Source organism: Anabaenopsis sp. FSS-46 (genome assembly GCF_029891665.1).
GTDB lineage: Bacteria > Cyanobacteriota > Cyanobacteriia > Cyanobacteriales > Nostocaceae > Anabaenopsis > Anabaenopsis arnoldii.
The window spans coordinates 20511-46519 of record NZ_JANQDG010000054.1 but is presented as its reverse complement, the minus strand read 5'-3'; the positions used below and the strand labels follow the sequence as shown (position 1 = coordinate 46519).

Annotated in this window: 21 protein-coding genes and 2 pseudogenes; 12 read left to right on the top strand and 11 right to left on the bottom strand. The window is 41.7% G+C overall.

What is annotated here, in order from left to right; translation table 11 throughout:
- Positions 1–37: 37 nt before the first annotated feature.
- From NWP21_RS05320 to tcmP (NWP21_RS05305), 4 genes and pseudogenes are all read left to right on the top strand, one after another.
- Positions 38–196 (top strand): annotated as a pseudogene (locus tag NWP21_RS05320) (type II toxin-antitoxin system HigB family toxin); the annotation flags it as partial.
- 159 nt (positions 197–355) lie between these two features.
- Positions 356–754 carry a transcriptional regulator gene (locus NWP21_RS05315; protein ID WP_271734590.1) on the top strand — a complete coding sequence of 133 codons (399 nt, stop codon included), beginning with the start codon at positions 356–358 and terminating at the stop codon, positions 752–754.
- A gap of 378 nt (positions 755–1132) precedes the next feature.
- On the top strand, positions 1133–1615 hold the full coding sequence (tcmP, locus tag NWP21_RS05310) for a three-Cys-motif partner protein TcmP (protein ID WP_280791890.1): 483 nt from the start codon (positions 1133–1135) through the stop codon (positions 1613–1615).
- Complete coding sequence (gene tcmP / locus NWP21_RS05305; protein ID WP_348519756.1) at positions 1545–2258, top strand: three-Cys-motif partner protein TcmP; 714 nt, start codon at positions 1545–1547, stop codon at positions 2256–2258. The genes tcmP (NWP21_RS05310) and tcmP (NWP21_RS05305) overlap by 71 nt, the downstream gene beginning before the upstream one ends.
- Here tcmP (NWP21_RS05305) and NWP21_RS05300 read toward each other — a convergent pair.
- On the bottom strand, positions 2248–3024 hold the full coding sequence (locus tag NWP21_RS05300; protein WP_280791888.1) for a phage Gp37/Gp68 family protein: 777 nt from the start codon (positions 3022–3024) through the stop codon (positions 2248–2250). The two genes, tcmP (NWP21_RS05305) and NWP21_RS05300, sit on opposite strands and share 11 nt — an antisense overlap.
- Before the next feature lie 140 nt (positions 3025–3164).
- On the opposite strand from NWP21_RS05300, the pseudogene NWP21_RS05295 reads away from it, so the two are divergent.
- Positions 3165–3407: pseudogene (locus tag NWP21_RS05295) on the top strand (DUF4926 domain-containing protein); the annotation flags it as partial.
- Between the two features lie 355 nt (positions 3408–3762).
- Here NWP21_RS05295 and NWP21_RS05290 read toward each other — a convergent pair.
- Positions 3763–4479, bottom strand: coding sequence for a Ycf66 family protein (locus NWP21_RS05290; protein ID WP_280791887.1), 717 nt, complete (start codon positions 4477–4479; stop codon positions 3763–3765).
- 48 nt (positions 4480–4527) lie between these two features.
- Positions 4528–5757 carry a cation:proton antiporter gene (locus NWP21_RS05285; protein WP_271734585.1) on the bottom strand — a complete coding sequence of 410 codons (1230 nt, stop codon included), beginning with the start codon at positions 5755–5757 and terminating at the stop codon, positions 4528–4530.
- A gap of 350 nt (positions 5758–6107) precedes the next feature.
- Between NWP21_RS05285 and gndA the strand changes: the two genes are divergently transcribed.
- Positions 6108–7538, top strand: coding sequence for an NADP-dependent phosphogluconate dehydrogenase (gene gndA / locus NWP21_RS05280; RefSeq protein WP_280791886.1), 1431 nt, complete (start codon positions 6108–6110; stop codon positions 7536–7538).
- A gap of 537 nt (positions 7539–8075) precedes the next feature.
- Here gndA and NWP21_RS05275 read toward each other — a convergent pair.
- Complete coding sequence (locus NWP21_RS05275) at positions 8076–9830, bottom strand: FAD-dependent oxidoreductase (protein WP_280791885.1); 1755 nt, start codon at positions 9828–9830, stop codon at positions 8076–8078.
- Between the two features lie 131 nt (positions 9831–9961).
- Here NWP21_RS05275 and NWP21_RS05270 point away from each other — a divergent pair, with 131 nt between their 5' ends.
- From NWP21_RS05270 to hetR, 4 genes are all read left to right on the top strand, one after another.
- Positions 9962–11008 carry a zinc-dependent dehydrogenase gene (locus NWP21_RS05270; RefSeq protein WP_280791884.1) on the top strand — a complete coding sequence of 349 codons (1047 nt, stop codon included), beginning with the start codon at positions 9962–9964 and terminating at the stop codon, positions 11006–11008.
- A 122-nt stretch (positions 11009–11130) separates the two neighbouring features.
- On the top strand, positions 11131–12366 hold the full coding sequence (locus tag NWP21_RS05265; protein WP_280791883.1) for an inorganic phosphate transporter: 1236 nt from the start codon (positions 11131–11133) through the stop codon (positions 12364–12366).
- A gap of 653 nt (positions 12367–13019) precedes the next feature.
- Positions 13020–15137, top strand: coding sequence for an EamA family transporter (locus NWP21_RS05260; RefSeq protein ID WP_348519755.1), 2118 nt, complete (start codon positions 13020–13022; stop codon positions 15135–15137).
- Between the two features lie 832 nt (positions 15138–15969).
- Entirely contained in the window at positions 15970–16869 is a 900-nt protein-coding gene (hetR, locus tag NWP21_RS05255) for a heterocyst differentiation master regulator HetR (RefSeq protein ID WP_280791882.1), read from the top strand.
- Positions 16870–17368: 499 nt separating this feature from the next.
- On the opposite strand, the gene NWP21_RS05250 is transcribed toward hetR, so the two are convergent.
- On the bottom strand, positions 17369–17914 hold the full coding sequence (locus NWP21_RS05250) for a hypothetical protein (protein ID WP_348519754.1): 546 nt from the start codon (positions 17912–17914) through the stop codon (positions 17369–17371).
- An 887-nt stretch (positions 17915–18801) separates the two neighbouring features.
- Between NWP21_RS05250 and NWP21_RS05245 the strand changes: the two genes are divergently transcribed.
- The gene (locus NWP21_RS05245) at positions 18802–19743 is read left to right on the top strand and encodes an N-acetylmuramoyl-L-alanine amidase (RefSeq protein WP_280791880.1); all 942 of its coding nucleotides are present in this window, start codon (positions 18802–18804) and stop codon (positions 19741–19743) included.
- Between the two features lie 296 nt (positions 19744–20039).
- Here the strand turns inward: NWP21_RS05245 and NWP21_RS05240 are convergent, their stop codons facing one another.
- Positions 20040–21257, bottom strand: a complete 1218-nt coding sequence (locus tag NWP21_RS05240; RefSeq protein WP_280791879.1) for an acetate kinase — start codon at positions 21255–21257, stop codon at positions 20040–20042.
- Positions 21258–21358: 101 nt separating this feature from the next.
- Here NWP21_RS05240 and NWP21_RS05235 point away from each other — a divergent pair, with 101 nt between their 5' ends.
- Positions 21359–21679 (top strand): hypothetical protein, encoded by a 321-nt coding sequence (locus NWP21_RS05235; RefSeq protein ID WP_280791878.1) that lies wholly within the window; start codon positions 21359–21361, stop codon positions 21677–21679.
- 44 nt (positions 21680–21723) lie between these two features.
- Here NWP21_RS05235 and NWP21_RS05230 read toward each other — a convergent pair whose 3' ends face one another.
- The 5 genes from NWP21_RS05230 to fldA all read right to left on the bottom strand — a co-directional run bounded on the left by NWP21_RS05230 (position 21724) and on the right by fldA (position 25822).
- Entirely contained in the window at positions 21724–22728 is a 1005-nt protein-coding gene (locus tag NWP21_RS05230; protein ID WP_280791877.1) for a transaldolase, read from the bottom strand.
- A 235-nt stretch (positions 22729–22963) separates the two neighbouring features.
- The gene (gap, locus tag NWP21_RS05225) at positions 22964–23980 is read right to left on the bottom strand and encodes a type I glyceraldehyde-3-phosphate dehydrogenase (RefSeq protein WP_280791897.1); all 1017 of its coding nucleotides are present in this window, start codon (positions 23978–23980) and stop codon (positions 22964–22966) included.
- 212 nt (positions 23981–24192) lie between these two features.
- A complete protein-coding gene (locus NWP21_RS05220; RefSeq protein WP_271734849.1) occupies positions 24193–24438 on the bottom strand; it encodes a hypothetical protein in 246 nt (81 codons plus the stop codon).
- Positions 24439–24450: 12 nt separating this feature from the next.
- Complete coding sequence (locus tag NWP21_RS05215) at positions 24451–25218, bottom strand: alpha/beta hydrolase (RefSeq protein ID WP_280791896.1); 768 nt, start codon at positions 25216–25218, stop codon at positions 24451–24453.
- A 91-nt stretch (positions 25219–25309) separates the two neighbouring features.
- Positions 25310–25822, bottom strand: a complete 513-nt coding sequence (gene fldA, locus NWP21_RS05210) for a flavodoxin FldA (RefSeq protein ID WP_271734852.1) — start codon at positions 25820–25822, stop codon at positions 25310–25312.
- Positions 25823–26009 lie beyond the last annotated feature (187 nt).

Sequence of the window (26009 nt, the reverse complement as noted above, 5' to 3'; positions counted from 1 at the left end):
ATGAGAACCTAAATTAAGTGAGACAAAAAACATCACAGCAGATGTGGTCAGCAATTTTACAGTATTCAATATTAAAGGTAATGCCTATCGCCTCATTGTGAGTATTGATTATGAAATTCAAACAGTTTATTACAAATATTTTTTAACCCACGCTGAATATAATAAAGATAAATGGAAAAATGACCCTTTCTTTTGAGAACTAGATATAATTATTATATAATAATATGTTCGACTGATAACTGTTAACTTTAATACTTACTTTTGTGGATTGAAGTAAGCCATGATACGGGTCCCCGCCGATAACGGGGGAAAATCCTCCTAATGTTGGGTCGCCGCCAAGCGGGCGCAAAGGAATATGACGACTTCTTTTAACAGAATCACTTACAGTCAACTTCTGCTAGAGTATCAACCTCAAGTTATCACCACAGAAAAAGAATGCGATCGCGCTTTAAAAACAGTTGAGCAATTAATGGCCTGTAAACAACGTACGCCAGAGCAAACTGCTATACTAGAGCTTTTAGTAACTCTTATTGAAGAATTTGAAAACAAGCAGTATCCCATTGAAGCATCGTCCCCTTGTGCAATTCTGAAGCACTTAATGGATGTTCAGGGAATTAAACAATCTGACTTAGTAGGAATTATTGGCTCGAAAGGAGTTGTTTGCGAAGTTGTCAATGGGAAAAGAGCAATTAGTAAAGGTCAAGCCAAAGCTTTAGGAGAATTTTTTAATGTTTCTCCAGCATTGTTTATCTAGCAGTATAATTAGGTGGGTTTGATACCCTCCTGGGCTAGAAGCCGGGTAATTCTTCAAGACTCCACAAATAACCCTTCAATGGTGCTATCAAAGACACCCTACTGCTTCGGCTGAGGTCTAAACCTAGCTTTCTTGCTACTTTTCTTAAAATATTAGTTGCAACCTTGGCAACAAGTCAAACTATAGTCATCCTATTTGACTTGAGAAATTATCAGTGAGGAAAGGGAACAGGGAACAGGGAACAGGGAACAGAAATTGTTCATGAATCATTTAGGATTGCTATATATCATATTCAATAATAAACTGCATTATTTTTTAGACATCTATTAATAACTTATATATTATAATATTTACTAGTTTGACATAGAGTAATTACGTATGGCTGGTGATTCCTTCTTTGATGAACAGACAGAGCAATCTTTAATTAAAGCCAGAATTGTAGAAAAATATCTACCGGCTTGGGCGAAAGTAATTATACCACATGCAAAAAAAAGAGGTTCTCAAATTGCCTACATCGACCTTTTTGCTGGACCTGGTAGATATGAAAATGGTTCTAAATCAACACCAATCAAGGTTTTAGAAACCGCAATTGCTCACCCAGATATGCGAAATATGCTGAAGACATTATTTAATGATGCTAATTCTCAGCATACTAATTCTCTGCAATCAGCTATCAATGCAATTCCTGGTATTCAAACTTTAAAATATCAACCTAATGTCATCAATTACGAAGTAGGAGAAAATATTGTTCAAACATTTAAACAGCTAAATTTAGTTCCTACATTATTTTTTGTATCCTTGGGGATACAAAGGATTGTCATTAGAACTTATCAACTCAGTCGTCAGAAACTGGGGCTGTGATTGCCTTTTCTTTTTTAATTACAATCGGATTAATATGGGGTTAGGTAATACAGCAGTTGAAGAACATATAAATGCACTATTTGGAAAAACAAGAGCAGATAAACTACGTTCACAACTACAAGCACTCAAGCCAGGAGAAAGGGAGTTAACAATCTTAGAGGCTATATGCGAAGCTCTGCAAGAAATGGGTGGTGAGTATGTTTTACCCTTTTGTTTTAAAAATGAAAATGGAAATCGTACAAGCCATCATTTAATTTTCGTCAGTAAGGAATTCAGGGGATATGAAATAATGAAAGAGATAATGGCTAAAGAGAGTTCTGAAGAAAATCAAGGAGTAGCATCTTTTGAATATAACCCAGCTACTTCTATGCAGCCATTGCTGTTTGAACTTAATCGTCCTCTAGATGAATTAGAACAAATGCTCCTAGATGAATTTGCAGGACAAACAATCACCATGAAAGAAATTTATCTACAGCATAATGTAGGTAAACGCTACATTAAGAAGAATTACAAAGCCGCTCTGAAAAATCTTGAATCCCAAGGAAAAATCACAGCAGAACCACCTGCTAATAAAAGACGAAAAAACAGAGGAGAAATTACCTTTGGAGATGCAGTTAAAGTGACATTTACACCTAAGCAGTAAGCCCTAAACTTTCTTTTTTAACTCTTAATTTCTGTGGAGATACACCCCATTGTTGATGGTGTTTTTGCCAAGCATTAGGCATTTCATCCCAGATTTTACCATCTAGTAACTTACCACCAGCTTTAGAAGTTCTCCCACCAACTTGCTTAAAGAAAAATGCTACTTTAGCTTTTTGACATTGGTCACGAATATCCTCAGCCCACTCCATTTTCATAGGACGATGTTTTTGTCCTGACTCTCCCCCAACTATAACCCAATCAATATTTTTTAAGTTCAGGTTCAATGAACCTAAAAGTGGTTCACATGAAAGAAACCTGACATTTGCAGCAACTTGACGCAGCAAATCAACGCGGTGGACGTAATTTTGATTTTCTACGGATACACCCAACCATATATTTTTATGGAATTGTAAATTAGGTGCTAACTCAACTAAACGTTCAGGTCTTTTTGTTAAGATTTGATATATGTGCCAAGGTGTAGCCTCAATAACTTTGAATACTTTTTGTATAAAATCTAGAGGTACTTCTTCGTGAAAAAGGTCACTCATGGAATTGACAAAAATTCTGCTAGGGGTTCTCCACTTTAAAGGTTCTACCAACCTGTCGGGATGTAAAGTTAAATTAAATCCATTTCTAAAATTATTAGGAAACCGTTTAGTCAAAGCCTCTGCGTAGCAATGTAAACATCCTGGACTAACTTTATCGCAACCAGTTGTGGGATTCCAAGTTTTATCAGTCCACTCAATACCTGTGTGTGTACTAGACATGATTATTTAACCTGATAATTATTAATTTGGCTTAATTATTTTAAATGCTTGTAATTCATCTGTACTATAGTATAGCAGAGTTTTGAATTAAGAAATTACTCTAACTATTTTTTTATACATGAAGATGAGCCGAAAGGAATCAAAATACACCCAAATTACTAGAGGTAGTAGCATTAAGAGTTGATTTACCTGAATATAAATTATTGCGTGGTCAAGTTGGTAAAATAGTCGAGTTATTAGCTGATGGTGCTGCTTTTGAAGTAGAATTTAGCCATAGTAACGGACAAACTTATAAATCTATTGGGTTGCGTCCAGAACAAATTATAGTTTTACATTTTGATCCGGCATCCCCTAATTTATTACCAGAAATGGTTACCGCCTAAGTAGAAATGTTGAATATCGATACCAAACTTTACATACTTAGTAAAAATAGTCCTAAATAGTATATTTAGGGCTATTTTAGCTGATTTTTCTTAACATTCAACACTTGTTGTAAATTGCTATATACAGAACTTTTCAAGTAAATAAAGTACACATCTTAATATCATAAATCTTGTGGGGTGGGCATCTTGCCCGCCCTTGTATCTACTCAGATGAAATCTGCTGTAAATTAATGATATTATTTGCTTTTAGTTCTCACAAAACTCGATAGTTACCAGTAGCAATAAATTTAAACAAATGAAGTAAAACCCAGCACACGAAAGCTTAGAAGCTTTCATGTTTTGGGTTTAATCCAAGTCAACCAGCTTGATTAGTAGGTGGTATTTGTTCTACTGGCGCTTCCGCAGGGGGTGCAAGTGCTGCATCCGGTGCAATTTCCTCAGCAGGAAGCGATGGTTTTTCTTCCGTCTCAGGTTGTGCTGCAGCTACCATTTCCGCAGGTGGGGGATTTGGTGGAGTAGGTTCGGGGACTTCCTGGGTTGCAACTTTTTCTGCTGGTGGGGAAGCTGGTGTCACCGCAGTTTTATCAATAATCTCTACTAGAGGTTTCTGGGGTGCTGTAGAGTTGGTTGGCTCCATCTTAGGAGTTTCAGGGGTTTTCCGGGCGATCGCCTCTTGTCCCTTGTCTTGTGCGCCGCTAAATATCTTACTAATACTTTGTTGTACCTGAGCCAGCCTATCTGGGAGAGATAACTTAGTTATTTGCTCCTGAATCCCAGTTTTTATGGTTTCAGCACTGGGGACTGGGGTTTGTGCTGTTTGGGGGGTGACTTGGCGACGTAATGAAAAAGTTTGCCACCCAAACCAAACTAACAGAGCGACGCTAGCTATATGACCCAGTAACAAGCCTCCAGAAATGTGCGGAGCAAACACCCATAACACTAAACCATAGAAAAGTCCCACACCACTCCAGATAAAATCATTTTTACGGTGGATTTCCGGAAACAAGAAAGCTGTTATATAAATGGCTAAACTACCTAGTCCAACCACAAAAGCTAGAATATATGCCAGCATTTTTGGTTACTCCTTATTGCATCAGGGGTTTTAAACCCATTTTTGTCATCATTCTCCTGTTTGTGTTTGTGGCCATTGCTCCAACATTCGGTGCACAATCAGAGGCGTGGCGACACTAGTCAAACCACATACAACAACCATAGCAGCAAATACCTGTGGAGAAATTACCCAATTTCCTAATGATAGACCTCGTTGCATGATAATTAGGGTAATTTCGGCTCTGGGAACCAAACTCACACCTAGTAATGTCGCTCCGACCCATCCACTCATAAATACAGCAGGTACTGTAGCACCAATAATTTTACCTAGTACGGCTACAATTAACAGAGCGCCACCCAGACCGAAAGCCGTTATTAAGGCGTTAGGTTCAATTTGCAAACCGATACCAATAAAAAAAAACGGCACAAAAAATTCATAAAGTGTACTGAATGAAGTATCTAATTTGACAGCTTCAGGGTCGCGGCTAAACACGAGTCCAGCAAAGAAGGCGCCGATGGCAACGGAAAATCCCAATAAACCAGCGATCGCAGCAATCATGAATCCAATGCTGGCAACAGTCAACATTGGATCTGGGGGTTTTTCTATTCTCCTGAGAAAAACTGTAACTGCCTCCTCACAATACCTGGAAAATACATAACAGATAGTGGCAAATAATATAGATTTCAGCAAGAAACCTCCTGCTGTTTTAACTATAACGGGTAAGATAGAACCGTTGGCACTCTCTTCTAACATAGGTGCGATCGCAAACAGCAATGCCATCAAAATCACACCGGAAATATCATCCATTTCGGCTACATCTAGCATTAGCTGACCGTTGGGGGAGTCTGTCGCTTTCTGTTCCTGCCAAACCCCAACGGCTACCCCTACACTGGTAGCGGTCATGGCAGTACTGACAAACAAACTGGAAATTAAACTTAGTTGCAGCCACCAGTAGCAGACAACAAAAGCAAGTGAGCCACTCACTAAAACATCACCCGCCCAGACGATGCTGGCACGGTAAAGTTGGCGGATTAGTCCGGCTAGGTCACTTTCTAATCCCACTCGGAATAGTAAGATAATGATGCCTAATTTTGCCAAGAAGTCAAAAATTTCTTCTCCCTCTGGGGAAAGGATATGCCATTGATGATCAATCAGGCGCAGGACAAATCCTACTACTAAATAGCCAACCAAAGCAGGAACACCAATGCTTTCTAAACCAGACTTGATGAAAATGGCGATCGCAATTGCTATACCCACCAGTAACACCAATAATGGTAGTGCCTGTAAGGATTCATTCATATAGGCTGTCCTGACTGTTTTTGATTTGTTGACCTTCTACTATGTCTAAAGCAATGGAGAGGGTTAACTCATCCTCTATATGAAAGAAATTGATTTAATCAACTACCCCGCCCCATCAGCTGATGGGGAATTCCCCGAGTTTAGTTAACATTGTCATTTCCTGATTTTGTACTTAAGTAACAAGTATACGAAATTGACTGGAATACTGAGAGTTGCAACAACTATTTCCTTGTGTTAATTATAGATTCTCACTGTTTATTCAAGTCTTAAGGTCTTCTTTAGGAGATCAGCCAAAATCTCGGTTTACTCTAAAGATAAAAGGATCTGCAAGAGTTAGCCAAACATAATTTATGACACTACAAAGCTTTGGTGTGATTGGATTAGCCGTAATGGGTGAAAATATAGCTCTTAACGTCGAGCGTAATGGCTTCCCAATTGCAGTTTATAACCGCTCCAGAGAAAAAACCGACGCGTTTATGGCGCAGCGTGCACCAGGAAGGAACGTCAAAGCCGCCTTTACCCTAGAAGAATTTGTTGCATCATTAGAACGCCCCCGCAAAATCCTGGTGATGGTGCAAGCTGGTAAGCCAGTAGATGCAGTAATTGCCCAACTCAAACCTTTACTAGATGAAGGCGATATCATTATCGATGGTGGTAACTCTTGGTTTGAAGATACAGAACGCCGGACTCAGGAATTAGAACCTGTGGGACTGCGGTTTATTGGTATGGGTGTGAGTGGCGGTGAAGAAGGCGCTTTGAATGGCCCTTCACTTATGCCTGGTGGTACACCCAGCTCCTATGAATATCTCTCCCCAATTTTCAACAAGATTGCCGCCCAAGTCGATGATGGCCCTTGTGTAACCTATATTGGCCCTGGTGGTTCTGGCCATTATGTCAAAATGGTACACAACGGTATTGAGTATGGTGATATGCAGTTAATTGCAGAAGCCTACGACCTGCTGAAAAATGTGGCTGGGTTAAGTGCAAGTCAGTTACATGAGGTGTTCACTGAGTGGAACACCACCGATGAACTTAATTCCTTTTTGATTGAGATCACATCTAATATTTTCCCTTACGTTGACCCCGAAACCAAGAAACCCTTGGTAGATTTAATTGTTGACGCAGCTGGTCAAAAGGGAACTGGACGTTGGACTGTACAAACTGCTTTGGAATTGGGTGTGGCTATTCCCACAATTACCGCAGCAGTTAACGCCCGCATTATGTCTTCTATTAAAGATGAACGGGTAGCAGCATCTCACAGCCTCACAGGTCCTAGTGCTAAGTTTGATGGGGATGTGAAGGATTTTGTCAATAAGGTGCGTGATGCTCTTTATTGTTCTAAAATCTGTTCTTATGCTCAGGGTATGGCGCTGTTATCTACAGCTTCCCAGACTTATAAATGGGATTTGACTCTGAGTGAAATGGCTCGGATTTGGAAAGGTGGCTGTATTATTCGTGCTGGCTTCTTAAATAAAATCAAGAAGGCTTTTAACGAAAATCCTGCATTACCTAATCTGTTGTTGGCTCCCGAATTTAAGCAAACTATTCTCGACAGACAAGATGCTTGGCGGGAAGTGATTATGACAGCTGCAAAAGTGGGTATCCCAGTACCTGCTTTTAGTGCATCCTTGGATTATTTTGACAGCTATCGCCGCGATCGCCTACCCCAAAATCTCACTCAAGCGCAACGGGACTACTTCGGCGCACATACTTACAAGCGTCTTGACAAGGAAGGAACATTCCACACTGAGTGGGTTCCCATTGCTGAAGCTAAAAAGTAAGTTCTCCAGCCTGAACCAGATTATCTGCTAACATACTTAAAAGTGACTCTGAAGTTCAGAGTCACTCCGTATACATACATATCAGCGCTTCATCCCATCATTCAGTATTTACCCCTACCAGACAATTACCGCAGGCTTCTTGAGGATTTGATCCGGGTGCTGTTCACTTCTGACCTAACAGATAGGCCACTCTTCGGTCAACCATCAATACCCTGCTCTTCTATGCTATTGATACGCCCACTACCCCTGTGTGGTATGGGTTTTTCTCTGTCATTAGCTTGCGCTTGATATGCAGATGAATCTGAGTAGAACTGTTGTGAACTAGAAGAAAATATCAACATCTCAGATGAGAGATTTGCCTTTACCTGGTAGCTAACAGCTAATACACTGAAAACTAAACTTGAAACCAAAAGTGAAATCGTAGCTCCCATAATAGATGTTTATTTTAGGACTCTCTGACTAATACTACTGTTTTTCTGGTAGACTTTCCGGAAACATCCTCAAAAAGTAGTCAGCTTTACTGAAAAAAAAATTAGTTTAGGATATTTCCACTTCTTCAGCTATTAACCAATGACCAGCATGATTGAGGAGACCCCAAATAGTTAGGGGTTGCCCATCTATTAACCTTTGTAGTTTTTCCTCTATTGGCGATCGCAAAGTCACAATCTGCCAAGTTTGACCATCATAGTCATCTGGTGTTCTCATGGTAAATTGGTAATCCTGCTGATTTCGCCCCTGAAAAATACCTGTAAAACAACTTACACTGTGTGTTAACACTTGTTTACTATCTAAGTAAATAGGGTAATTTCCACTTAATGGATAGGCTTGAGGTTGATTTAAATAATACAATTGCCAATTTACCCATGCAGGATTTTGGACTGATATATCTAAATTAAATAAAGGTACAATAGCCCCAGGCACTTGCAAGTCTGTTAACAGAGCAATTTGCAGTTGTCTCACAGGTAAATCCCTCGGCTGACAATTCAACTCAACACACATAGCCGCAGCCATTCCCGCAGCTTGACCAATACCCATCACCACAGGTTGTAATCTGGTAGCACCATTGGCAATGTGAGATACAGAAATATTCTTTTCACAAACCAATAAACCATCTGTGATTCTGGGGATCAAGCACCCATAGGGAACAGTAAAGGGTGTACCAGTCCAACGCCCCCCCCAGCATATAGATTTCGGTTGCAGTGGTAAATTGAATCCAGGATAATGATGGTCGTTAACGTAATTACCCACAGCAATCGTATCCGCGCACAAAGGGGCGACCCTACCCCCAGACATGGGTAAAATATCCTGTTCTACCACAGTAGTTACCCCCACCAAGCGGCGACTTTCCCGGTAGTAAGGATGCAAGGCAAAAGCACCACAGTTACCCGGAAAAACTGACTCAGCCAAACCATAGCGCCTACCCAAGTTTTTTTGGATAAAATGAGCAAAATTTTGGCTATGCCAGCGACATTCTTGTAAAAATTCTTTTTTAGCTGCTTCTGACTCGATTAATCTTCCTACACCTTCGCCATAGTCATTACCACATATAGGCCAGTTGATCATAAATCGACCACCCGGCAACCGTCCATAATTTAAGAACTTCTCAGCCCCATAATTATCCCAAGCACCGGCAAACAAGGCCGGATCATAATTGGGGGATCGGAGAATTTCCGGAGCAATCCTTTCACCAAAATCTTGCATCACTACCACCCAAGTAGGGGCTTGCACCGGATACCTTTGTGTGAGATAATTATAATCTGCTGGGGCGCTACTTTCTCCCCACTGAGATTGTAATTCCCAGCCCCAATGGTGAGGTATTTCTCCTAAAGCCAATAAATCCCCCAATTCTGTACCGTCAAGAATTATCTTGGCAGTAACTGTGAAGTCTGCAAACCGCACACCAGTTATACAATTCCCCTGGTGCAATACTTCTATTGGTACCTGTCCAGAAATCCAATGCAGATTCCCTAATTCTTCCACCCAATCAGCAAAAATCTTGGCTCCAATGCCGGGATCATAGCTAAAAAAGCTCACCCAACTATTATCTAATCCCCCCGCCTGTCGTTGTCGCAATTCTTGTAAAAATGCGCCCCATAAGCCAGTTTGAAAAGCCATTAACTCATTCCCATCGGGTGCAGATACCCCTGCGGATGTGAGCATTCCCCCTAACCAAGGAAACTCACTGACTAAAATGGTTTTTGCTCCCCTTCGTGCTGCTTGAATGGCCGCCGCAGTTCCCCCAGTTCCTCCGCCTACAACTAAGACATCAGCTGTATATGTCTGATGAACCATCACTCCACCTCGGTCAATTTTTCATGATTTTATTTCATTGGGAAAATTTAATTTGAAAAGGGAGGATGACAGTTGATTATTTCAGCTCGACTAAATGTTAAATCTAATAAAGATGAGTGGGAAAAAACAACGTGAAAGCACAGGTATTTAGGGGTGTAAATCAACTATCATACGAAGAAATCCCAGTCCCGAACCTAGAACCGGATGAGGTGCTGGTACAGGTGAGAGTTGTGGGGTTGTGTCAATCAGATATTAAAAAAATTCGTTATCCTCTGTATGCACCACCGCGGATATTTGGTCATGAAACAGCCGGAACTATTGCCGCTGTCGGTTCTCAGGTAGAATCTTGGCAAGTAGGACAACGGGTAGCAGTGATGCACCATATCCCCTGTATGCGTTGCTCCTACTGCCTCAATGATAATTTCTCTATGTGCGATGTTTATAAAAATATCTCTACCACGGCCGGATTTAATGCTAGCGGTGGCGGTTTTGCTGAGTATGTCAAGGTTCCCGGACATATTGTCCAGAATGGGGGGTTAATTCCCATTCCTGATGAGATCAGCTTTGAAGAGGCGAGTTTTGTAGAACCGACTAACTGCTGTCTCAAAGCTGTGAAAAAAGCCCAAATTGCCCCAGGACAAACTGTTCTAGTAACAGGTGCAGGACCGATTGGGTTAATGTTTGTCATGTTGGTTAAGTATTTTGGGGCGAAAGCGATCGCCACTGATTTATTACCATCGAGAATTGAGAAAGCCCTGAATGTGGGTGCAGATGCGGCTTTTGATGCGCGGGATCCTGATTTACCAGGGAAAATTCACGCCTTGACTGGGGGGATGGGCGTTGATGTGACTCTCTTAGCAGTTCCCAGTGATAAGGCTTTCTTTCAAGCCTTGGAATGTACCCGCAAAGGTGGTAAAATCCTATTCTTCGCCGAATTTCCCGATCAAGTAGAAATTCCCATTAACCCGAATATTCTTTACCGTCGGGAAATTGACTTGATGGGTAGTTACAGTTCATCCTATCGGCTTCAGGGTTTATCAGCGGACATTGTGTTTAATCGGCGTATCGATGTCCAAGCCTTGATTAGCGATCGCTATCCATTACAAGATTTATCAGCAGCCGTAGCACAAGCGATCGCACCTACACCAGAAACATACAAAATTTTAATTTATCCGTAATCCGGGCAAACAAGATAACAGCAGAAAATAATATTTATAGCGCTGCTCGTGATTTGACGATAGTCCCTTGCTATTGATTGATCACAGAATCGCTGTTTTCTTTCCATCTACCCCCACCCTAAATGTCCATTACCTTAATCATCGCCCTACTAGCCTTTTACGTCGCCTGGAATCTCGGCGCTAATGATGTCGCCAACTCCATGGGAACCTCTGTAGGCTCCAAAGCTATCACCCTAAAACAAGCAATAATTATTGCTGGAATTTTAGAGTTTACGGGCGCTGTATTATTTGGGCATGAAGTATCCCAAACCTTAGCCACGAAAATTGCTCATCCTGCTTTATTCACTGCTACACCAGAAATTTACATAACTGGTATGGTAACAGTCTTAATTACCTGTGGTTTGTGGCTGCAAGTTGCTACCTCTCGCGGTCTACCTGTAGCTTCATCTCATGCAGTGGTCGGTGCGATCGCCGGATTTAGTTGGGTAGCTGGGGGAGGAGGTGCAATTAATTGGTCATCCATTGGCTTAGTCAGCATCGGCTGGATTTGCACACCAATTATTAGTAGTGCCATTGCGGCTCTATTCTACAGTCAAATTAAGCACTGGATTTTACAACAACCAAATTCAATAGCACAGATGCAACAGTGGATTCCCTGGTTGAGTGTAATTATACTTACTATATTCGGTGTAATTCTTCTCCCTTCCTTAACGGAACCCCTGACCAACTACTTAAATCAGCAAATAGGTTTAAACCTACCCAGTTATGACATTCCCTTATTTACAGGTGCTGTTGCAGCTGTTGTACTCACGGTCATTAGTTGGCGACAGTTAGCAGCAGAGGGAGGAGAAGTAGAACGCCTATTCGCTCGCTTTCAAGTTCTCAGTGCTTGCTTTGTCGCCTTTGCTCATGGTTCTAATGATGTGGGTAATGCCATAGCTCCTTTAGCTACTATCGTCTATATTAATCTCACTGGTAGCGTACCTATTAATGGCATCACCATCCCCATCTGGATTTTAATCCTTGGTGGTGCTGGTATTGTCGCCGGTTTAGCTGTGTGGGGTGAAAAGGTAATTGCTACCATTGGCGAAAATATAATTTCTTTACAACCTAGTAGTGGATTTTGTGCCGAACTTGCAACCGCTACCACCATCCTACTAGCCTCTCGGTTAGGTTTACCTGTCTCCACCTCCCATGCTCTTGTTGGCGGTGTAATTGGTATTGGAATGGTGCAAAATACCAAATCAATTAAATTTCGCACCTTACAAGATATTGCAGTTGCATGGATAATTACAATTCCAATCACTGCAATCCTGAGCGCTGTCATCTTTAGTACAGCCAGAATTGCATTCCTATAATATATAGTCATCCTATTTGACTTGAGAAATTATGAGTGAGGAAAGGGAACAGGGAACAGGGAACGGGGAACAGAAATTGTTCATGAATCATTTAGGATTGCTATATATTCTTTATTTATGTTCATCAACTGATACTTATCTACCTTCTACCTCAAACTCATGTTGCTACAACCCCAAAAGCAGAATGTGTTTTTGCAGAATAACAGTTAATTGATTAAAATAGTTTATAGAGGATAATTATACTGGCAATTTCTGGTGATTACGAGTTTAATAGATATTAAGAATGTAACTTGTCACACAAGATAAATTCAGACAAAATTAACATACAAGCCCATAACTTTTTTCATACGGTCGTCTTAATATACTTACTCATAAGTTGTTAGGAATTCCTGTTACTGCCAGAAAAAACCGTATTTATATGGGGTATGATGTTTTTCCATCATCAAGTCTCCGTAGAGAATTGTGAATTTAGATAAGTCTGTCATGAAAAGCAGTTCTGTGATAGTGAAGATAACAGAGTATAGTATGGCTGTTATGTAAATAAATAAATTTAGATACTTTGCCAACCGGGCACTCAGCATGACAAAATTACCTTTATGTCCGCAGTTTCTGCGAAAGGTTTCAGCTAGTCTGACAAAATCCAGAAATTGAGTATGAGTACCAAGCCAGTTGACAAAAAGGAGCTTTATCTTCCAGGTGTTAGAGGTGAGAAGCTAATGGGGCGATTTGAAAAGCGACCAGACAACCCGCGAGTTAGAGGTGATCTATCCAGAGCAGCAGAGACAGCTTTATGGGCTGTGGTGGAGGACCTAGAAAGTCTCCAGCAAAATGTGCTCAGATCGTTACAGGAAGAAATAAAACGGCTTCAGACGGATAAAACTCGTTTATCTGACGAAATTCAGCAGTTATTAGAGGAAAAAGAACACTTACAAAAGGTACGGCAAATCACCGAACAGCAAGTGTTAATCCGTCAGTTATCAGAAGCCTTAGCAAAACATATATCTTCGCAACTGCAATTATCACTGGCCAGTTTAGCTCGCAAATCAGTAGAAGGTGATTCTCAGGAAACACCTGCTATTCAGTCAGCTGGGAACAACAGTCAGAATGTTGAACAGATGCTTGCTACTTTGAATGATACCCTGATTATTAGCCTTAAGTCCTTACAACAGGATCTGAAAAGTTATCAAAATCATCTTTCTCAACAGTTGTCTCAAGTGCAGAGCCAACAGCAGCAAGGGGAAGTGATGGCACAGGAGTTGATTAATCATCTGCGTGCTGAACTGGTCAAAACCATGGAGGAAATCTCCAGATCAGCAGTCAAAGCATCACCGCCCACTATCTTACACCCATCGGAGTCACAGCTACCCCGTTCTTCTCAGACACATTTACAGTCAGGAGTAATCGAAACTAGCAGCAGCGAGCCAAGTTTTACTGGAGATTTATCAGAAAGTAACAATATTGATCTTTCTACACTAGGTTTATCGTCGAACACAATATCATCTCTGGGGACTAAACCAAATTCTCTACCCGATAGAGATGTGTCTGAACCTGAAACCCCATCACCACCAGAGGTGAGGGAGTTGAGTTTATTACCTAGTACCGAACCTTTAGAACCTGAAACCCCATCACCACCAGAGGTGAGGGAGTCGAGTTTATTAACTAGTACTTTATCTGAACCCAAGACTAAAACCCTTAGTTCTGAACCAGCAACTAGTAAAGAAGTAAAACCCCCATCACGACGGTCACTTAGCTCCCGCAGGTTTTCGCCAGTCCAAGTCGGTTTCTTGTTGGTTGTGTTGTCAACAGTCGTATCATCGCTATACAACATAGTCATCAAGTGGATGTTTTTTAAACCTCAGGACAATTTGGGAGTTTTGGAGATACAGGGAGTTATTTCGCCAACACTCGGAAATATATTTTTAATTTTAATGCTACGTCTGCTGGTAGTTGTGCCACTAATGTTGCTCTTGGCTCCCATGATGCATCCACAAGTATGGCAAGATATACAAACTCTGGTGGAATCATTAGGTGGTAACTCTACTCCGAATCGTAGTCTGAAGAAACAAAGAATTTTACAAATGTCGATCGCCAGTGGTTGTTTTCTGTTTGTATCTCAGGTGCTCATCTACCTTGCTATTGGTCAGGTAGCTACTGGAATGGCGATCGCTTTGTTCTTTGTCTACCCCATGATCAGCGGATTTCTCTCATGGTTACTGTTCGGTGATCGCCCTCATGGATTCCGATTTGCTGCTATGGTTGCTATTTTATGCGGTGAATTAATGGTTTTAGGCGGTTCTAGTACCCTAGGTACGAGTATTTTTAATCTGGGAAGCACCACGGGGATTTTAGCTGGTTTAGCTTTTGCATGCTACGTGATTTTAACAAGGATATGTGCTAGTCAACTGCATCCAGTGTCTTTTACGTTAGTTAATTTTAGCACCATGTTCCTGTTGAGCTTTATCTGTTTGATACTACCTTTACCAAGAAACTTGAATATTAGTGTTGAGCCATCTAATTTGCTGGAACTTATTTTGATTGCTTTTATTTTGGGCGTTCTAACTCTAGTAGGTTATGTCCTCAACAATGTTGGTATTCGCAAATTAGGTGCTTTACGATCAGCGATTATTGGAGCAGGTGTGCCAATTTTAACTGTAGTTTTTGCTGCTTTAATACTTCAGGAAAGCTTGGCAGTTGTGCAAGTTATGGGAGTGTTATTTGTAACGATTGGCGTAGCAGCTTACAGTTTGGAGAAAATGATCCCCTCCCGTTAGAACTTTTTCTAATTGGCAAAATGACACTACCTGGGGAAAACCATACTAGCTGTCACGACTCCTTTAGCCTACATCCCCCATGCCCCAACTTAGCTTACTTGTCTCGTCCTTTTTTCACCGATTTTCAGATGAATTATTCAGGTAATATATTGATGTTAATTATATATAGAGTATTAATACTTACTTATTTTCCTAGCCTAGTACTTTCAGAGAATCAGAGATTTATTCGGGATCATGTCCAGCCCGAAGAGCTAATGAGGATATAAATGATCATCTTTGGGTAAATATCAGGGAAGCTTGACAAATAATTGCATATTAAGCATTTTAATGCTATTGAGGTGGGTATGAAAAATAAATTACTTTATATAAAATTAATACAAAACCAAGCCAAAAAAGAATATCATATCCTAAGAAAATAAAATGTATGTTGAACTGAGAATTATCTGCTAAATTTTAGGTAGATAACTTTACCTTAGAGCAACTGCCTATACTCCCAAAAAATGCTGAAAGTTTTAACCAACTGGGTTACAACTTGGCAAAGCTGTCTGTGAACCTAATGGCATTAGGTTCGCCCTATGGCTAAATAAGTCCCAACCACGAATGGAAATCTGTAAACAACCGACGAATGCTGGAATCTTATTGAATCCATGCGAGAGTTGTTGTAGTCAGATATACCCACTCGATTATCATGTGCGACTCCCAAAAAATCGGGAATTCAAGGATAATAAGGATAATTAGCCGGAAACTGAAGACACTGGCGGCAATTGGATGTATAATAGTTATTACTGTGTGACTAACAAATCTGTAAACTTGCTATTCAACTGTCTGTAATATGAATAACGACATAGATCTGATTAAGCGTCTTAGCCCCAGTGCCATGGATCAGATCATGCTTTATCTGGCTTTTAGTGCCATGCGGACGAGTGGGCATAGGCATGGAGCATTTTTAGATGCAGCAGCAACGGCGGCTAAATGTGCGATATACATGACCTATCTAGAGCAAGGACAAAATCTGCGGATGACCGGTCACTTGCATCATCTAGAGCCGAAAAGGGTAAAAATCATTGTGGAGGAAGTCAGACAAGCGCTAACAGAAGGGAAATTATTAAAGATGTTAGGTTCTCAAGAACCTCGCTATCTGATTCAGTTACCTTATGTTTGGATGCAAAAGTTTCCCTGGCAACCAGGGATGTCTCGTGTACCTGGGACAAGTTTGACCAGTGAAGAAAAAAGACAAATTGAGCAGAAACTACCGAGTAATCTGCCAGATGCTCAATTGACTACATCTCTTGAGTTTTTGGATCTGATTGAATTTCTACACAGGCGATCGCAAGAGGTATTGCCACCGGAGCATCAAATGCCCTTGAGCGAAGCCTTAGCAGAGCATATCAAGCGTCGGCTACTATACTCGGGTACAGTCACGCGCATTGATTCTCCTTGGGGAATGCCCTTTTACGCTCTTACCCGTCCTTTTTATGCGCCAGTAGACGATCAAGAGCGCACATACATCATGGTGGAAGATACAGCCCGGTATTTCCGGATGATGAAAGATTGGTCAGAACAGCGGCCAAATACCATGCGAGCCTTAGAAGAACTTGATATACCATCCGAAAAATGGGATCAGGCCATGGCAGAATTGGATGAAATCATTCGTGCTTGGGGGGATAAATATCACCAAAGCGGTGGGATTCCTATGATTTTGCAGATGGTTTTTGGGAGAAAAGAAGACTGATAGTCGAGGTGTTATAGCATTAACACCTCTTACTATGACAGTGGGATGTAAATATGAATACTATACTCTAAAGGTAGGGGCTGCTCTTTCGCTGCAACGCTGCTGAAGTGACTGCGCTTTTATGCACCTAGAGGGGGCGATGGCATCTAGGGGAGAACAAATAGTTTTAAGTGCTTCCCTGAAACCAGGAATCTCCACCTCTGGGGACTGGAGAGTATCAACTCTTGGCAGTGCGGGATAAAACCGGGATAAAACACTTAAAAAACTCACAAGCAAGAGCTTTTAAATTTTAGTCCTCGGTGCTAGGGAGCATACCCGCGCCTAATCTAGAGGTAAGTGAATTTATCACCAATGTCTGATATAATTAAGATAGTTTGTTACTGACAGATCCCTGATCTCATGGCATTTGTATGATGCCATTATCTGACTTTCTTCATGGGGATGGGAACCCCATCCACCATGGGGCACGGTACTTCATACAGCTAATTTATTCGATTACTCAATAATCTACAATGGGAGTGACCTCAAAAGAAGGACTAAATTTTGTAGGAACTCTAGGCGGTGCAGATGGAGGTGAAAAGCCACTCACACTGTCACTGGCATCAATACAAGTATCCATTGCTTGGGTAGGTGCAATATCTATCACACTACGTAAACCCACCACACACTGAGCGAAACGCTCAGGTAACAAACTACGCAGACAGTAATTTAAAACTCTTGTGTCTACGGTTTTATCTGTATTAATACTGACATCAACAACACAAGTAGATAAATCTTGGGGTCGCCGGGATTGCTCACAGGAAGAGAGAGCATCTACGGCACTAATTTGAGTTTGCTGATTAATTCTCACCACGCAAGCCGATAAGTCTCTCGGACGCAGTGCTTTTGCACATCCTTGTGATACAGCCTGTTCAGTTAGTCCCAAATCCAACAGTCGAGCTGTACAGACACGGTAATCATTAGCGTTAGAGACAGCCACACTGGGATTGGGGATCATCACCGCCAAAAATCCAGCTATAGCTAAAACTGGCGTTGTTAAATGCATCCTTTTACTCTCAAATCTTCCCAGAGTTGAACTACCTTGGGAGTTCCCAGCTTGACTCAATTTTTTTTTCCTCATCGCCTTTCTCCAAACACCCAAGGTTATGCTAACTCAAATTTACGCCTAGTATGGTAGCAAACCAGGAAATTTAGCGGAATTTTAATCACCCGCAGCTAAATCTTGACAGATTCTAGGGTGGCGGAGAAACAAGTTGTATTGCTTGAGAGGTTAATCCGAGACAGTTTAAACAAGGCTAAGAGGATGTTTGATAAGTTTTCAACAGGTAATTTTTATCTTAGGGAACAGGGAACACACCGAACACACCGAACAGGGAATGGGGAACACACCGAACACACAAAAAACAATAAAATCCAGTCACCTTTCCCTTTATAAGGGAAAGGTGAGGGTGGGGTCAAACAATAGTTGATACACTAATCATGACTTGACAAACATCCTCTCAGGCTAACTTTTTTGACGGGTGTGCTAAGTTTCCCAGATTTCAATGAAAGCAGCATAAGCAATCAATTCAATATCGCCAAAATGTTAAGATTGCAGGGGATTGTTTAGCAGTTCCCAAAATTGGTTTGATTAAGGCAGTCTTTCATAGACCAATTGAGGGTAAATTCAAAACCGTTACCCTGAGCAAGACCCCTACAGATAAATATTTTGCTTCCATCTTCTGTGAGGTAGAGGGTGACTTTAGTGAACCCCTTGGAGATAAAATCCTGGGTGTTGATTTGGGATTGAAAGACTTTGCTGTGGGTATCTGTCAATCAAGCCGGAAGCCTACAGTGTAGCGTCAGGTCAGTGTAGGTAGTTCACAACCTGATAATTGGCCTAGTATAACCAGAATAAATTAGAACTTAGAAGCAAAACTAGAGGTTCAACAGATGAAATTTGGCATTGATATTGGTCATAATTCGCCTCCAGACACAGGTGCTGTTGGGATCAAATCTGAGGATGTTTTAAATACAGATGTGGGGAATAGAGTTATCTCAAAGTTAAGGGCTTTGGGACATGAAGTCATAGTCTGTAAACCAGATAGGTCTACTTCCGTCTCGAATTCACTATTCCAAAGAATTAATACGGCCAATACTAACAAAGTTGAGGTTTTTGTCTCAATACATTTTAACGCTTTTAATGGTCGGGCTAATGGTACAGAAGTATTTGCAACTAGTGATGCTGGAAGGAAAATTGCTCAACCAGTTTTAAATGAAATCGTCAAATTAGGATTTTTTAATCGTGGGGTTAAAAGTGGGTCTCACTTATATGTCCTGAAAAATACTAGGATGCCTGCCATTCTTATAGAATGCTGCTTTATTGATTCACCAAGAGATATGAATATCTTTGAATCGGAGGCAACTGCTAATGCCATCGTCAAAGGCTTGACGGGTGAACTGCCTAGCACCCCTGTTAATCCGGTGCCAGATGAAGAGTTGAATATAGACACTACAGTTATCAGACTGCAGAGAACCTTAAACCAATTACAAATTACCGATAGTAATGGTAGGCCTTTGGTAGAAGATAACATCATGGGACAGGCCACAAGCTCGGCAACAGTCAATTTTCAGAATATTGTGGGACTACCACCCACTGGAATTGCAGACACAAGTACCTGGAATGCGATTAATCTGATTTTAGCTAAACGAATAGTCAGACCTAACCACGCTGGCGGTGAAGTTGTGAGATATCTACAACACCGTGTCGGTGCTGGTGTGGATGGTATCTATGGACCCCAGACAAGAACAGCCATTAGGGCATATCAAAGACAAAATGGTTTACTTGCCGATGGTATTGTTGGACAAATGACCTGGCAAAAATTAATTGGTTAGCTTCACTAGACTTACCAGCAAGCAATCAGTGGGGGCTTCCTCAGACTTACCAGCAAGCAATCAGTGGGGGCTTCCTCCACTGGGGGCGAATACAATTGTATATGTCATGGGGGAAGCAAATTCTCAATCTTGTCGTCACTAGTCATGAAATAGCTGTAGCCATAAGATTGAGTACTGTTAATATTGGGGTCTATTGGCCTTCTCTGGGGTGGGTGAAAATGTCTCGTTGACCCCGCCCCTGGTTTTCAACGCAAAGGGTCGCCAAGTATCCGCAAAGCTACGCAAAGATTAAGTTATTATTTTTGCATAATTTGCCAGCATTGTTGGGCGATCGCCCAGTCTTCTTGGGTTTTGATGACTAAGACTCTTATGGTTGAGTCTTCTGTGGCTATATCTTGATCAAGGGGCTGCTGTTGATTTTTTGCCGGGTCAATTTTTAGTCCCAGAAATCCAAAGGCTTCACAGGCTGCTTGGCGAATTCCTGGGGACTTTTCCCCTACCCCGGCGGTGAATACTAAAGCATCTAATCCTTGTAGACTGGCTAGCATGGAACCGATACCAGACCTTAACCGGTGTACGTACATATCCCAAGCGAGTTGGGCGCGGTAATCTCCCTCGGCGATGGCTGCAATTACTTGGGGTAAGTCGCTGGATACTCCCGAAATTCCCCTTAGTCCAGATGCTTTGTTTAATACATAATCTAACCTCTCCGCTGAGTAATTTGATTGCCGCAATAAATGAATCAAAATCCCTGGGTCAATTGCACCGGAACGGCTCCCCATCATTAACCCATCCAGGGGTGTAAAGCCCATAGTGGTGTCAATACTGCGACCCTTTTTGATTGCTGCTAGGGAACAGCCGTTACCTAAATGACAGGTAATTAATTTCAGAGATGCTAAATCTCGGTTGAGAATTTGGGCAGCACGCCCAGAACAATATTGATGACTGATACCATGAAAACCGTAGCGGCGAATACCTTGCTCTACCCACTCATAGGGACCGGGGTAAATGGCAGCAGCATCGGGGAGGGTGGCATGAAATCCAGTATCAAATACTGCCACTTGGGTGACATCCCCTAAGCTCTGTTCAATGGCTTCTATCCCTTCTAAGGCGGCTGGATTATGTGCCGGGGCTAGGCTGGATAAACTGGAGATTTTGCTTTTGACATCTTCGGTAATTATTACACTTTTTCTGTATTCCTGACCACCGTGGACTACACGATGCCCTACTACATTGATTTCTGAAAGCTGATCTATGACTTTAGTGGCTCCACGAGTCAAAGTGTAGAGGAGATAGGCTACGTGCGCCCGTCGGGAATCACCATAAATTGATTCTTGTAGTGTTTTACCCGTGGCTGTTTTCACTTCAATCTCTGCTACACCCCGGTCTTGAGTCCAGTTAACTTTGCCTTCCCACAGGGGTTGGGGGGTTTGATTAGGCATAGTATGATCGGGGATTTCATACAAACAACTTTTTTGGCTGCTGGAGCCAGCATTTAAAACTAGTACTTTCATTACTTTTACCGGTTGGGGGCTTGTGAACAGTTAACTGTATAGTTGCCAATTTTCAGCTATTAAATAAAGTCATTACCCATAATTTACCGCAAGGCAAAAACATGAAAGGTTTCCAGAAATTATACTCAGTTGGGATTCTGATGTTTGCCTTCATCTATCCCTCAGCTATGGCTGAAGCTAAAAATACTGATCTTAATTATGTTCTCTATCACCAAAATGCGGGAGTGGAGACAAGTTTCATGGGGGAAGATACTAACCCAGAAGTTTTACAGGCTCATAGATATAACAGAAGTCGTATTAGACGACACCACCATCACTATAGACCAAGACAGCACTATAGTGGGGCACGCTATCGTCATGGGCGTTGGCAGTTAGTTCGCGATCGCCATGGTAGATTAATCTATGACTGGCGCAGACATTAAGGTACTAACAGAATAGGGTGAGGATATCCTCACCCTTGGCTACATTAATCGCTAGCTATTACTTCTTTTTCGAGACGCTCTAGGCGTTGTGCTAATAGTTCTTCTAAAGAAATCAAAGCTTTGGTAAAGCCATCAATACCTTCTGCTAGTTTATCCGATGCCATGCGGTCAGCCTTGTGCATCTTCTCAAAAGTTGCCTTGTCAATAGACATCTTTTCGATTTCCATGGTTGCTACCCGAGCCGGATCAAGTTTCCGTGGTAGTTCCCCAATAGTAGCTTGCAATTCCGCCAACAGTGATGGGGAAATGGTCAGCAAATCACAACCGGCTAATTCTGTGATTTCGCCAATGTTACGGAAGCTAGCCCCCATAACTTCGGTTTTGTAACCAAACTTTTTGTAGTAGTTGTAGATTGTGGTGACAGATAATACCCCTGGGTCTTCCGCGGATGGGTAACTATCTCTGCCAGTATCTTTTTTGTACCAGTCGAGAATGCGACCCACGAAAGGAGAAATTAAGGTAACACCGGCTTCGGCACAAGCGATCGCTTGATGCAGACCAAACAATAGAGTTAAATTACAATGAATACCTTCTTTCTCTAAAATTTCCGCAGCGCGAATCCCTTCCCAAGTCGAGGCAATTTTAATTAGTACCCGTGAGCGGTCAATCCCAGCCGCCTTATATTGGGCAATTAATTCTCTGGCTTTGGTAACGGTAGCTTCAGTATCAAAAGACAAGCGAGCATCTACCTCTGTAGAAACCCGACCCGGAATAATTTGTAGAATCTTTAACCCAAAAGACACTGCTAAACGGTCAAAGGCCAGAGTCACAATATCCCCTTGGCTAGCAGCCGCACCGGCATCTTTTTTAGCTTGGAGCAAAGTTTGATCAACAATTTCCTGATATTCTGGCATTTGTGCTGCGGCTGTAATCAGGGAAGGATTAGTAGTAGCATCTTGGGGTGTAAACTTCTCAATGGCTTTAATGTCCCCTGTATCTGCAACCACAACCGTCATTTGACGTAATTGTTCTAGTAAACTTTTAGACATATTTCTCTCCATGAGTTGTGCTAGTTTAGGACTTTCTTGATTCCCTTGTTCGGTGCCCCATCCTTTTACTGACAATTACTAACTAGGCAATTTTACTGAAATTTGGCCTGATTTACTGGCAGTTTTGTGCCTCAGCCCTATTCTAAGTGCTTTCTACCCAAATTGGCTGTCCAATAGAATGCACTTTAATTAAACTTGTTGTTCTTAGCTGACTAATTCACAAACCAGAAGTAATTTATTCTTTCTGTGACATGGACAACATTAAATCCACCACGCGATTTGAGTAACCCCACTCGTTGTCATACCAAGCAACCACTTTAAAGAAATGGGAATTTAATTCAATCCCCGCGCCAGCATCAAAAATACTCGAATGGCTATCACCTTGAAAATCAGTCGAAACTACTTCTTCATCAGTATATCCCAATATACCATTTAATTCACCCCCGGCAGCGCGCTCCATTGCCGTGCAGATATCTTGGTAACTAGTAGCTTGGGCAGTTTTAAAAGTTAAATCAACCACAGAAACATCGGGAGTCGGAACCCGGAAAGCCATACCAGTTAACTTACCTTTTAATTCTGGCAAAACCAAGGCCACTGCTTTAGCAGCACCGGTGGAGGAGGGGATAATATTTTGTGCCGCACCGCGACCACCCCGCCAGTCTTTTTTGCTCGGCCCATCTACAGTGGGTTGAGTTGCGGTCATCGCGTGAACCGTGGTCATCAACCCTTCGGTCAGTCCAAAATTATCATTGATGACTTTAGCTATGGGAGCTAGGCAGTTGGTGGTACAACTGGCGTTAGAGACAATTAAATCTTTAGCTGGGTCAAATAGGTGATGATTTACACCCATTAACAGTGTCTTCACTCTCTCTGGATCTTTCGTGGGAGCAGAAATCACCACTCGCTTGGCACCAGCTTGTAAGTGTTTACTGGCGCTTTCGTAATCGCTGAACAGTCCAGTGGATTCTACAATATAATCTGCTCCCAATTTGCCCCAAGGTAATTCAGCCGGATTCCTCACGGACATACAAGGGATAAAATGCCCATCAATCAAGATACCGTCTTGTTTGGCCTCAATTTTACTGTTTAACTTGCCATGGGTGGAGTCGTATTTCAGGAGATAAGCCAGGTTGTCTGGTGGTACTAGGTCATTAATGCCCACAAACTCAAGACTGGGATGATTCAAACCGGCGCGTAATACTAGTCTTCCAATCCGACCAAAGCCGTTGATGCCAACTTTTAACTTAGTCAAGATTAAACCTCCTGTGGGACTTTTACTGTTTACCTTATGATCCTGACAGTCTTCACTAGTTAAGCTATATTTACTTGGCATCTTTTAAGGTTTTCACCTTCTGGCTAGTTCTTCAGCCTATGGGACAAAACTCAATTGCGCCTGAATGGTATGACCATTCAGGCGGTGCTGGCAAATCTCAATTAGTGTTTCGTACACAATCAAAAATACACTTAGCTGATCCCTAAGTCTTGTTTACTACTTTTTAACTGTTTCCAAAGAATCTGAATTTGCTTGTACGCTTCCTGTGGGGACAACTTACCACCAGTTTGTAAACTACAAATGTAGTTGACTCGTTGAGAAAAGTCTTGCAGTTTAGCATTAAAAACCAAATGCTCTGGTTTAAACTCTCCGGAATATGGACTCCGAGGATAAAGAAAATCACTTAATTCACAGAGGATATCTGTTTGCGGATTCATAGATGTTAAGATTTATAGTCTTTTTTCATCGGCTTTTGATGCACATGACTGTATGCAATATATGGGGTGCGATCGCCTGTTATGATCTGCCCAAAAATTCAGAATTTGCTCACCCACCTGTTGAGGATGAAAGTAGTGAAAGAAATGATACCCTTGGGGAAATTCCCACAGTCTATCTTCTGGTTTGAACCAATTGCGCCAGTCATGTAATGCCGGTGGATTGACTACACAATCAGTCTTGCTACCGCATACCATCATGGGCATAGCAACCCCTCCCTTGGGTAAATATACCAACTTAAACAGAGAATGGGGCGACGGTGATTGCTCTAAGTCTTTATCTAAGGCAGCGATTAACTTCTTTGTGGTATGACTAGGTTGTTTGCCAAACAGGCTACGAACAATATTTACCAGAACTTGCTCCCGGCTAATGCTGAACAACTGTCGTTGAAAGTAATAATGGGCGTGCCAAGTATTAGCAGGTTGGGACGCTACAGCTAAGAGCGTTAGCGATCGCACTTTTTGGGGGTAGCGACGAGCATAACTTAAGGCGATCGCACCACTGATACCATGACCAGCTAAATGGACTGTATCAGGGCAAGAATCTAAAAAATTACCCAGCAACAGCACAGCTTCATCCACAGAACTGGCTTCATCTCGTGTTTGTTGATATTCCCACTGAGCAATATTCATATACCTAGACAGGTATTGAAGTAATGGTTGATCAAAACGCTTCAACGCTGAACTACTATTTAACCAAACAACATCCAATAAGTCAGACATAAATAACCGTAATTGTGCTGTGTAAGGGGTGATAAGTTTAGCAGCCACGGACTCTTGAAAAGGTACATAGGCGATGCCGGGCTGCTATTTTCTACAAGCTAAACTCAGTCTTCAACTGAGTCACCCAAGTTTGAATGCGCTCATCTGTGAGATCGGATTGATTATCATCATCCAGAGCTAAACCACAAAACTTACCATTGCGCACAGCTTTAGAAGCGCCAAAATCATAGCCATCAGTAGGCCAATAGCCCACAGTTTTACCACCCTGTTGGGAAATCTTTTCTTCCAAAATCCCCATAGCATCTTGGAAGTTATCAGCATAACCAATCTGGTCTCCAGTACCAAAATAAGCCACCATCTTACCAGTAAAATCAACCTCGTCTAAATCAGGATAAATACCCTCCCAATCGCTTTGGAGTTCCCCAATATTCCAAGTTGGGGAACCAATAATCAGATATTCATACTCAGCAAGATCAGCAATATCCGCCTGAGAAATATCGTGTAAAGTCACAACATCACCACCAAAGGCATCACGAATGATTTCCGCCGCAGATTCAGTTTTCCCAGTTTGAGTACCGTAGAACAAACCAATTTTTTTTGACATTTTGACACCTGATAAATAGTTTTAAATGCAGTTGGAGGGTTGAAATTTTACCCTGAGATATCTACCCAGTTTAATGAATATATATCTCAATAAGCTCTGAAGATATCTTAGCAGAGTTATTGCCATATTTTATCAGTAATTTAGTGTAAATTTTCGTAAACAGACAGATATATAACCTCTGAAAAGC

Coding starts and splice junctions, on each gene's coding strand:
- hetR (WP_280791882.1), top strand. CDS start 15,970: ATGAATAACGACATAGATCTGATTAAGCGTCTTAGCCCCAGTGCCATG.
- NWP21_RS05260 (WP_348519755.1), top strand. CDS start 13,020: ATGAGTACCAAGCCAGTTGACAAAAAGGAGCTTTATCTTCCAGGTGTT.
- tcmP (WP_280791890.1), top strand. CDS start 1,133: ATGGCTGGTGATTCCTTCTTTGATGAACAGACAGAGCAATCTTTAATT.
- fldA (WP_271734852.1), bottom strand. CDS start 25,822: ATGTCAAAAAAAATTGGTTTGTTCTACGGTACTCAAACTGGGAAAACT.
- NWP21_RS05230 (WP_280791877.1), bottom strand. CDS start 22,728: ATGTCTAAAAGTTTACTAGAACAATTACGTCAAATGACGGTTGTGGTT.
- NWP21_RS05245 (WP_280791880.1), top strand. CDS start 18,802: ATGAAATTTGGCATTGATATTGGTCATAATTCGCCTCCAGACACAGGT.
- NWP21_RS05215 (WP_280791896.1), bottom strand. CDS start 25,218: ATGTCTGACTTATTGGATGTTGTTTGGTTAAATAGTAGTTCAGCGTTG.
- NWP21_RS05265 (WP_280791883.1), top strand. CDS start 11,131: ATGTCCATTACCTTAATCATCGCCCTACTAGCCTTTTACGTCGCCTGG.
- NWP21_RS05315 (WP_271734590.1), top strand. CDS start 356: ATGACGACTTCTTTTAACAGAATCACTTACAGTCAACTTCTGCTAGAG.
- NWP21_RS05285 (WP_271734585.1), bottom strand. CDS start 5,757: ATGAATGAATCCTTACAGGCACTACCATTATTGGTGTTACTGGTGGGT.
- NWP21_RS05235 (WP_280791878.1), top strand. CDS start 21,359: ATGAAAGGTTTCCAGAAATTATACTCAGTTGGGATTCTGATGTTTGCC.
- gndA (WP_280791886.1), top strand. CDS start 6,108: ATGACACTACAAAGCTTTGGTGTGATTGGATTAGCCGTAATGGGTGAA.
- NWP21_RS05240 (WP_280791879.1), bottom strand. CDS start 21,257: ATGAAAGTACTAGTTTTAAATGCTGGCTCCAGCAGCCAAAAAAGTTGT.
- NWP21_RS05300 (WP_280791888.1), bottom strand. CDS start 3,024: ATGTCTAGTACACACACAGGTATTGAGTGGACTGATAAAACTTGGAAT.
- NWP21_RS05290 (WP_280791887.1), bottom strand. CDS start 4,479: ATGCTGGCATATATTCTAGCTTTTGTGGTTGGACTAGGTAGTTTAGCC.
- NWP21_RS05250 (WP_348519754.1), bottom strand. CDS start 17,914: ATGCATTTAACAACGCCAGTTTTAGCTATAGCTGGATTTTTGGCGGTG.
- NWP21_RS05220 (WP_271734849.1), bottom strand. CDS start 24,438: ATGAATCCGCAAACAGATATCCTCTGTGAATTAAGTGATTTTCTTTAT.
- NWP21_RS05275 (WP_280791885.1), bottom strand. CDS start 9,830: ATGGTTCATCAGACATATACAGCTGATGTCTTAGTTGTAGGCGGAGGA.